The 9,492-nt window shown below is 63.7% G+C and carries 7 protein-coding genes; 1 reads left to right on the top strand and 6 read right to left on the bottom strand.

Features of this window, described 5'->3' with window-relative positions:
* Positions 1-709 (top strand): tyrosine-type recombinase/integrase (locus ACESMO_RS09055; protein ID WP_372707837.1); only part of this gene is annotated, 709 nt, incomplete at its 5' end.
* Positions 710-980: 271 nt separating this feature from the next.
* Here the strand turns inward: ACESMO_RS09055 and ggt are convergent.
* The 6 genes from ggt to ACESMO_RS09025 form a co-directional block, all read right to left on the bottom strand.
* Entirely contained in the window at positions 981-2,723 is a 1,743-nt protein-coding gene (gene ggt / locus ACESMO_RS09050) for a gamma-glutamyltransferase (protein ID WP_372707836.1), read from the bottom strand.
* A 75-nt stretch (positions 2,724-2,798) separates the two neighbouring features.
* Positions 2,799-3,704: a dienelactone hydrolase family protein gene (locus ACESMO_RS09045; RefSeq protein ID WP_372707835.1), complete on the bottom strand. Its 906-nt coding sequence runs from the start codon at positions 3,702-3,704 to the stop codon at positions 2,799-2,801.
* Positions 3,701-3,946 (bottom strand): cation:dicarboxylate symporter family transporter, encoded by a 246-nt coding sequence (locus tag ACESMO_RS09040; RefSeq protein WP_372707834.1) that lies wholly within the window; start codon positions 3,944-3,946, stop codon positions 3,701-3,703. Before ACESMO_RS09040 ends, ACESMO_RS09045 begins: the two co-directional genes overlap by 4 nt.
* 147 nt (positions 3,947-4,093) lie before the next feature.
* A complete protein-coding gene (locus tag ACESMO_RS09035) occupies positions 4,094-7,444 on the bottom strand; it encodes a TonB-dependent receptor domain-containing protein (RefSeq protein ID WP_372707833.1) in 3,351 nt (1,116 codons plus the stop codon).
* A 77-nt stretch (positions 7,445-7,521) separates the two neighbouring features.
* Positions 7,522-8,460 carry a FecR family protein gene (locus ACESMO_RS09030; protein ID WP_372707832.1) on the bottom strand — a complete coding sequence of 313 codons (939 nt, stop codon included), beginning with the start codon at positions 8,458-8,460 and terminating at the stop codon, positions 7,522-7,524.
* A gap of 73 nt (positions 8,461-8,533) precedes the next feature.
* Positions 8,534-9,049, bottom strand: coding sequence for an RNA polymerase sigma factor (locus ACESMO_RS09025; RefSeq protein ID WP_372707831.1), 516 nt, complete (start codon positions 9,047-9,049; stop codon positions 8,534-8,536).
* Between the last annotated feature and the right edge of the window lie 443 nt (positions 9,050-9,492).

Below are 9,492 nucleotides of genomic sequence, written 5' to 3'. Positions count from 1 at the left end.
CGTTGCCCAATGGCTCGCAGACAAGCGGGCAGAAGGGTTGGCACCGGCGACGGTCGAGAAGATCAGGGTGATCTTCGGCCGATCGTTCGAGCTGGGCGCACGCTGGAGCGTCCCGGGCTGCGATAAGAACCCGACCCGTGGCGTGATCAGAAAGCCGCTGAACAACGCCCGCGAACGGTTCCTGTCGGCGGAGGAAGCGGCGCGGCTCCGGGTCGCGGTGGCGGCGTCCCAGAACACTCAACTCCAACACATCGTCGGGCTGTTGCTGCTGACCGGTGCCCGGCTGCGTGAACTGCTGGATGCCCGCTGGGAACACGTCGACGTCGACCGTCGGTCATGGCTGATCCCGACCAGTAAGACCGGCAAGCCGCGCCACGTTCCGCTGTCCAAGGCGGCGCTGGCGATCATTGAAGCCCTGCCCCGCTTCAATGAATGGCTGGTGCCCAACCCCGACACCCTGAAGCCTTACGTGTCCATCAAGCACGGGTGGCAGCGGGCGATCCGGGTGGCGAAGCTGCCGGGCCTTCGGATCCACGATCTGCGGCACTCGGCGGCGTCGTTCATGGTCAACAGCGGTGTCGATCTGTTCGCCGTCGGCAAGGTGCTGGGCCACGCTAATGTCGCCAGCTCGGCCAGATATAGCCATCTCAACAATTCGACCCTGCTGGCCGCCGTCGAGGCCGGCGCGGCGAAGCAGGCTGCGGCCTAACCCCTACCCCGCCTCGCGCGCTGGCTTCGGCTTGTTCGCGGGCCGGGGACCCTTATTTTTTTTGAAGGAACGCTCCGGCCTACAGCCGGGAGCAGACACAACGAAGGTCCGGAACGGGTGGGGATCGGATGTCCTAAGATCGCCGGCTCAGGCGCGGGCTGGTCCAGCCCAAACTCGTCTCCCCGCCCCCGGCGAGAGTTGGCCAAACCCGAGGGTCGCACCGATTAGGTCTGCCGGCTAGGTCGCGACACGCCCCATCCAAACTTGAATGTCAGCGCACACCGAGGGCGAGGGCGTCTGGGCGGCGGGTGTCGGCGGCCCCGAGAAAGCGGTCGCCGTCGATCATGATCGACTGGGTGCTGCCCATGGTCGCTGACGGACGAACCGTGTGGCCTCGAGCCTCAAGCAGGCGGTCGATGTCGCGGGAATAGCCGCCCTCCAGCTCCAGCGGCCGTCCGGCACTGCCCTGATTAATTCGGGGGCGCATGGCGGCCTCGGCGATATTGAGGTCGTGATCAATCACATTGATGACCAACTGGACCATGGTGGCGATGATATAGCTGCCCCCCGGGGTGCCGGTCACCAGCCAGGGTCTGTCGTCCTCACCGAACACGATCATCGGCGTGATGGTCGAGCCGAGCCGTTTGCCGGGGGCTGGCTGGTTGGCAATGGCGTCGTCATCGACGCGGCCCCACGAGAAATTGTCGAGCGAGTTGTTGAGCAGAATGCCCGTACCCGGCGCGGCGACGTGCGCGCCGTAGGAGTTGGACAGGGTGTAGGTGTTGCTGACGACATTGCCCTGGGCGTCGGCGACCGAGAAATGCGTCGTGTCCCGGCTTTCGTAGGGAAAGGGGTCGCCCGTCGCGATGTCGGCCGCGCCTAGGGATCGGTCCATCGCAATCAGCGCCCGCCTCTCAGCGGCGAAGGCCTTGCTGGCAAGGCCGTTCGCCGGGGTGCGCCACTGGGGGGCACCGCCGATCAGTCGTCGGTCGGCCGAGACGATCTTCATGGTCTCGGCGATCAGATGCAGGCTGTCGACACTGCCCCAGCCCATCTCACCCAACGGCCATCCCTCGAGGATGTTCAGGGCTTGGGCGACGCTGACGCCTGAAGCCGTCGGGGGCATATTGGCGATGCGATGGCCGCGATAGCTGGACCATATCGGTGCGCTCACCTCGACGCGGTAGTCGGCAAGGTCACGAGCATCCATGATGCCGCCACCGGCCAGCACTCCAGCGACGATGCGATGGGCCAGGTCGCCACGATAGAATGCGTCGGCACCGCCGGTCTGGATCTGGCGCAGGCTTGAGGCCAGATGTGGCTGTCGAAACCGTTCACCGGCACCATAGGCGCTGCCGTCCGGTTTGAGATACGCTTCGCGAGCGCCGGGATCACGTGCCAGAACACCAGCGCGTCCGGCGGTGGCGTCAGCTTCGCCATCGCTGAGCACCACACCGTCTTCGGCCAGGGCCAAGGCCGGGGCGACCACGTCGGCCCAGGGCAGACTGCCGAAACGACGATGGGCCTCCCACAGACCCGCCACCGTGCCGGGGACCGAGACATTGAGAAAACCGGCCGGTGCCGAACGGTCGAACCGTCCACTATCGTCCAGCAGCAGGTCCGGTGTCAGCGCATGGGGAGCCACGCCATAGTAGTTGATGGCGATGTCGCTGGCGGGTCGTGTCTCAGTCGCTGCCATATGCACCAGCATATAGCCGCCGCCGCCCAGATTGCCGGCGCGGGGCAGTGTCACGGCCTGGGCGAAGGCAACCGCCACAGCGGCATCGACCGCATTTCCGCCCAAACGCAGAATGCGGACACCGACTTCGGAAGCCGGGGCGCTCTGGCTGACGACCATGCCGCCGCGACCGATCACCGGGCTGTGAATCTGGCCGTAGCTGACGATGTCGCCGCCCGATCCGACACCGGGTCGGGTCTGGACCTGCGGCTCCTGTGCAAAGGCGGGCGAGACCAGCAGCAGGACGGCCATGAACAGGGGGAGCGGCTTCAGCAACGGGAGACCTCGTGACGTACTTTCGAGCCCCATACGGCTCCGACGGGCTATGGCGACGGGATAACCGGCGCGACTTCAGGGAAGGCGAGGGGCCAGGGCATCTGCAAAGAAGGCTGCGGCCTGTTCGCGAACATCAGCGGTAGCGCGCGCATTTGCAGGCACACTTTGCCGACTACGACCCGGATCGTCGAAACTGTGGCTTGCGCCGCGATAGGAGGTGAAGGTCACGTCATTGCCGCGCGCACGGCTGGTGCCGATCAGGTCGCGGCAGCGGTCGTGGGATACCTCCTCGTCCTCGGTGCCCATGAAGACCCTGACCGGGGCATAGCTGTTGTAGCCTGCGCGTGCGAACCGATTGTGCAGGCCGCAGGCGGGGTACATGGCCAAACCTGCGCGGAACCCCAGCCGATGCATGTCGCCCGGCTTGTCGTCAGCCATGGTCGCCAGGGTGGCGCTGCCGCCGTTGGACCAGCCCATCAATCCGATCCGGTCACCGTCCACGCCCGGCAGAGTGCGCAGGTAGCGCAGAGCCCCATAGGCATCGAGCGGGCGAATGGTGACCTCGTTGACCGCGTCCGGGCGTTCAGCGTAGCTGCCGCGACCAAAACCGCCCGGATACCCTCGCGGTCCGAAGCTGTCGACGATCAGGGCATAATAGCCGCGATCAGCCCAGTATTGCGCCCAGTATTGGTGGCGCATGGTCAGGGTCGTCGCGTCATAGATACCGTTTGCCAGCGATGAGAAGGCTCCGGCCCTGCCGTGCATAAGAACCACCGCCGGAGCCCGACCCTCGACACTCGCTGGCGCATACAGATAGGCAACCAACTCGGTACGGTCGTCGTCGAGACTGGGGAAGACTACCCGTTCCGGGGCCGCCGCCGTCGGGGTCCGCGCCTCATCGGTGACCCGAGGTGCGGCCAAACCGGCACCGGGCATGAACAGAAGAACCATGACAAGCAGGGCCGCTTTAATGGGTCTCATTGTATGGTCTCCAGCATGATTGCCACGCCCCGGCCTTGGCCGGCCGTGGCGGCCACGCCAGCGACGATGGCGATTAACATCAGCGGCACGACCAGCATGTGGATCGGCCGGAAGAAGACGTCGCCCATCCCCCTCGGGGCGACCGCACGTTCCTGAAGAACCAGACCAGTGATGATACCGAGGGCCAGCCCCAGCAGGATTCGCTTCCACAGAGCCGTCGCGAACCAGATACGATTGCACACGCGAACGGTCCTCGCCGGGGGGCATCGCTCGGATAGGTGACGGGAACGGCCATTCAGTGAGTTCTCGCTGGAGCGGCTCGTTGTACACGGGTGTGCGCCGCTGTCCGGGAAGAGAGGCGGCACCGGTGTCCCGGTGCCGCCGTTCCGTCAAAAGCGCTTGCGCAGCGTGGCGTAGAACCAGCGGCCGCGGTTGGAGTGCAAGCTGCCCAGATACCCGAACGACTGGTCAGCCAGAGGCGGATCCTTGCCCTCGATATTGCGGACGCCGACCCGGATACGTGTGTCATTCAGTATGCCGGGGATGTCAAAATCATGCTGGACGTAGACGTTGTGGGTCAGCCAGTCGTCGACAACCCACTGGGTGCCGTCGGCAAGGGTGGCGCTGGTGTCAACCACTTCGCTGACATAGCTGCTGTAAAGGCCGGCACCCCAGTTGCCATTGCGCCAGGTGACGGTCGAGGTCGCCCGCCATTCGGGCAGACCGTTCTGAAGTCGCAGGTCCTGGGCACCGACGATCCGGATGCTGGGATCAACGTCTCCAGCAGCTTGGGCCGCAAGCAACCGTGCCGATTCCTCGCCTGGTTCCTGATAGAAGGTCAGAAGTTTGGCGGCGTTCAGTCGCCAGCTGAAATTGCCCCACGGCGTGTCGTCGAGGCGGTAGTAAATCCCAAGATCCAAACCATCCACCTCGCGCGGTTGTAGGTTGCGATAGTTGTCAATGACGCGGATCAGGGTTCCCACGGGAGCCAGAGTGGTGCCGACGGCGGCATCGATTTGTTCCTGGGTCGGTGCAGCGCGGATTACATTGGGGTTGGAGTTGCCCTGAGTGCGCAGCAGATAGTCCAACGTCAGCGCATTGGCGTCGCCGAAGATACCGATGAGGTTTTCTTGCTGGATATTCCAGTAGTCTGCCGTGAACGTCAGGTCGCCCCACGATGCGGGGAGGAAGCGAGGTTCAACCACCAGGCCGACGGTGAAATTTTCGGACTCTTCGGGCGTCAGGTCGGTGCTGCCTGATCGCTGGCTGACGGAAGAGACAGGAGCGCTGCAGGCGTTGAAATTGGCCACTCTTCCGGCCTGAACTTCGATTTCACAGCGGACCCAATCGGTGCGGGTGTTGGACCGCTCTACCCCCTGTTCGAACAATTGCGGCAGATTCGGAGCGCGGAAGCCCTGTGACCAGGCCGAACGCACCATCATCCACGACGCCGGTCGCCAGGCCAGGGCGATTTTGGGCTTGGCCACCGATCCGAAGACTGAATAATTTTCGGCTCTGGCCGCCAGCTGCAGGTCCAGTGAATGAACCAGGGGAATGTTCATCTCCGACGAAACGAGCGGTACGGCAAACTCGATGAAGGCCCCCTGCACGCTGCGCGAACCACGGGTGTCCGGTGTCGGGCTGGCCCCCATGACATCGCTGCCGTTCGTCTCCCCGGCGTTGTTCGTGAAGGTGACCGTTCCATCGAGGCGATCGTCCCGGTCGTCGGAGAAGGTCTCGCGACGCAACTCAAGTCCGAAGGCCGCACCGACCGGACCAGCGGGCAGGAAGAAGAGATCGGGTCGTGAGGCTTTGAGGTCCCACATGGTCAGTGAGGTCTCGCTGAGCCGCGAAACGTCGACCATGAACGTATCGATGATCGCCTGGCCATTGCCGACTTCGGGACCCCGCGACGGGTCGACAAGGCTGCCGCCGATGAAGGGGTTGTAGGCGTCGGGCGTGGTCCGCGAGATCGCGTCCTCGAACAGCGTACTGCTGATACCCACCATCGTATCGTCGGTCCGTGAAGTCGAATAGACCAGAGCGGTTTCCCAGTCGAAGCCCCGCCAGTCACCACGCAGGCCTGTGAGGAAGCGGGTCGACAGGCTTTCGACGTTGATTTGCTGCGGGCCCGCGTCGACGACGCGATAGTCCTGCATCACGAGTGGGGCTCCCTCGGCGGGGAAGGGGGTCACCCCGGTGCCGGTGGTCAGGCCCGCCAGTCTGTTGGGGCTGCCAATCGGGCCGAGCGGGTTCCAGTAGGCATTGGCCGGCATGATGATCAGCGCCGCCGAGAGGGACGTCTCCTGTTCACGCTGGGTGTTGTAGTCAGCATAATAGACGCCAGCCTCGCCGAAGAACTCCACGCCATTATCGAAGTCGTGGTTGACGAACACGAACAGGTTGGTGCGATCATTGGCACCGACCAGGGCCCGCACGTCGTTGTCGTTATAGCGCAGGTTGTTGTCGGTCGAGAGAGTCGACAGCGAAGAGTTGTCAAAACAGGTGCCGGCGGTGATACCCGGCGCGATGCAGCCTTCATTGGTGGCGGGTTGGACATGGAAGACGCCACTCGTCGTCAGGTTCTGGCCGTTGACGCGGGTCGGGGCCGTCGTCGAGCCATAGGTGCTGGTCAGGCGAATGAACTCACCCCAAGGCGTGTCGACCGAGGTGTTGTTGAAGTCGGTGTCGCCTTCAAACGGTGTACCGATGACCAGCGCGCGGTTGTCGCTGTTGCGGGCGTATTCACGCTCGCGGGCCCAGAGTTCATTGCGCGTGCTGTAGTCGGCCATCACCGAGATGTTGGTGCGGCCGTCGTTGAAATCGCGACCGGCCTGGACGCTGAAGTCGTACTGCTCCATTCCCGTGGCTTGCGCCGATCCAACGCCGGTTTCGACCGTCAGTCCTTCGAAATTCGACCGCAGCACTGTGTTGATCACACCGGCGACCGCGTCGGTCCCGTACAGGGCTGCCGCGCCGTCCAGCAGGACTTCGACCCGCCGCACGCCCATGGTCGGGATGGCGTTGGTATTGACCGTTGCAACGGGCACCAGGTTTTCGGTCTGGGTCCCGGGGTGGAGAACCATCCGACGCCCGTTCAGCAGCATCAGCGTATTGCCGGTACCGAGGCCGCGCAGGTTGATCGAGGCCGTATCGCCGCGCGCATCGTTGATGCCGCCCACGTCTTGGGATTCGTTAAAGGCAACGTCTCCGGCCTGAGGGATGGCTCGGAACAGTTCGTCACCGTTGGTCGCGGCCACGCCATCCAGGTCTTCTGCGTTGAGGACAGTCACAGGCAGGGCGTCATTGATGCGCGCGCCGCGGATCTGCGAGCCAACGACGACGACTTCATCGAGCTGTGCGGTTTCCGCGTCGGCCCGTTGCTGTCGTGGGCTGTCCGAGCGGGCCCTGACGATCCGAACGCTGTCGGCACTGACGAACTGCGCCTCCAGGCCACTTCCGGCAAGTATGACGTTCAGGGCGGCCCGCGTACTCATCTGTCCGCTAATTGCCGGGCCGTTCAGGCCGCTGAAAAGATCAGAGTCCGCGACGAGTGAAACCCGGGCCTGACTGGCCAGAACGCGAACGCCGGAGGACAGCGGTTGAGCCGGGACATCGAAGGTGGCGGTCTGTTCCTGTGCCCAGGCCACAGGGGGCACCAGGCCCGTCGCCAAGGCGGCCGCACCCGCGCCAACCATCGCCAATCGGCGCAACATCGCCGTACCAATCAGTCTACGCATGAATTCCCTCCCGAGGACCTTACCCAGACTTAGACGCATGGCGGCGCGGACCCCCTACCTCGTGACGCGACTGCGATTTAGCCTTCAGGCGCGCGGACTGTTCTCAGGGTGTCAAACCCCGACCCCGGAACGATTTTGGCATCGAGCAATCCAGCAAGGGTCTGCAGGGTTCGGTCACGGTCTTCAACGCGGAGCCGGATTGTGATGCGTCGGCCTGCGAGACCAGCGTCGTCGACGTGCAAAGGGCGGTCGTAGAAGCGGTTCAGTTCAGCGATCAGCGCACGCACCGGTACGTCATCGTATTCGATGACCCGCATCCGCCACTGGGCGATGGTCGCAATCGGGACCGTCGCCACCACCAGCCGTGTCTTTACAGGCGTTCGTGGGAGGATGCTCATCTCGCCGGCGCGCAGACGCATCAATTCCCGGCCGTCGTCGCGGGAAATGATCGCGACGACGCCTTCGCTGACGGCGACCTCTGTCGCCCCACCGCGCCGGCGGACGTTGAAGGCTGTACCGACGGCGCGCACATCATAGGCACCGGCAGTGACGATGAACGGCTTGTTGGGGTCCTTGCGAACAAAGAACGCGGCCTCGCCTTCATCCATGCGGATTCGCCGACGTTCGTTGAAGGTGTAGTTGACGCGGCTGTCGACATTGACAGCCATGACACTCCCGTCCGGGAGGGCGCGGGTCGACTGTTCCCCGATTCCGGTCGTGACACGGGTCTCGGCCAGGTCGGGCAACATCAGGACGCTGCCGCCGACCATAAGGATACCGACTGCGGCGGCCATAAAGGCACGCCGGTGTATCCGGGGACGATGCAGCGGAACCTGGACGGATTTCAGGACAGCCAGCTCACCCCAGAGTTCATGCATGCCGTCCAGGGCACGCTGATTGCCCGCCTCGGCGTGCCAAAGGTCGAACGCCTGACGCTCTTCCAGAGTCATGGCCCCCCGGCGCACGACTGCAAACCACTGCCCGGCCTCTTCTCGTTCGCGCTCGTTTCTCATCATCGCGTCCGTCCGTACCGTGCTGACCTCCCTGTAGACGTCTCACCGACGTCAAACCCCACCCCCATACGCGCAGTCATTCGCGATCGGTCTCGCGCGACAGTTGAACCATCGCGAGACCGATATGCTTTTCGACGGTCTTGGTGCTGATGCCGAGGCGGCGCGCGATCTGTAGATGGGTCATGTCCTCGACCCGGTGCATCAGGAAGACCGCACGCCGCCGTTCAGGCATGGTGTCGATGATTGCCAAGGCCCAACGCAGACGTTCGCCCGCGACAATATGATGTTCCGCGCCCAGCCGGTCACAGGCGATGTCCGGGGCTTCGGTGGCGATGAACAGTCGGGACGTGCGGGTGCGGGCGCGTGAGTGATCTATAGCGAGATTGCGCAGGATGCGCCGGAGCAGATGAAGCGGCTTGCGGACCGGGTTCTTGCGATCGGCCTCGATGGCCCGCACCATTGCATCCTGGAGCAGATCCTCCTGGTCGGGGGGGTCGACCCGTGCGGTAATCGCCCGCAACTGCCGACGCCGCTCGTAAAAATCGGCCGACAGATAGGCTTCGAGACCGGAAAGGACAGGTTTGACTACCATGACGCATAGTCAGGAAACATCGCTCTCTGTGTCAAGAAGCGCGTTCGGGCCGGTCGAGCCCCGGCCGGAGCGGTTTCCCCAACCTGGCGAAGCAATCCTGACAAGACCAGCGTCCGATGATGGTGGAGTGGCCGGCATTTGAACTGACGGCACCATTTTTTGGATCGCGCCTTATGCGCAAAGGCGGTCCAGGCTGTGTATAAACGCCAGTCTCTGGTAGAATCGACCGGTTATTGGAGGGCCGGTCATGGGGCGTTTCGCCGAAAGTGAAGACTGTGAATCGGCGTCCAAGGCGGTACCCCCACCATCTTACCGGTAAGCTACTGGCAAGATTGAAAAAAGACCGTTTCGGGTGGGGTCTCAAGCGGTGCCGATTATGCGATAACTCGCGCTCGAAAGTCGTAATAGATCAGTTACTTGTCCGCATCTGGCAGGGTCACGCT

The organism is Brevundimonas sp. (assembly GCF_041688735.1).
Lineage (GTDB): Bacteria > Pseudomonadota > Alphaproteobacteria > Caulobacterales > Caulobacteraceae > Brevundimonas.
This window is presented reverse-complemented; position numbering and strand designations above follow the sequence as displayed.

What these genes read in the sequence shown, in the direction of transcription:
- ACESMO_RS09035 (WP_372707833.1), bottom strand. Translation starts at nt 7,444, where the DNA reads ATGCGTAGACTGATTGGTACGGCGATGTTGCGCCGATTGGCGATGGTT.
- ACESMO_RS09045 (WP_372707835.1), bottom strand. Translation starts at nt 3,704, where the DNA reads ATGAGACCCATTAAAGCGGCCCTGCTTGTCATGGTTCTTCTGTTCATG.
- ACESMO_RS09025 (WP_372707831.1), bottom strand. Translation starts at nt 9,049, where the DNA reads ATGGTAGTCAAACCTGTCCTTTCCGGTCTCGAAGCCTATCTGTCGGCC.
- ACESMO_RS09030 (WP_372707832.1), bottom strand. Translation starts at nt 8,460, where the DNA reads ATGATGAGAAACGAGCGCGAACGAGAAGAGGCCGGGCAGTGGTTTGCA.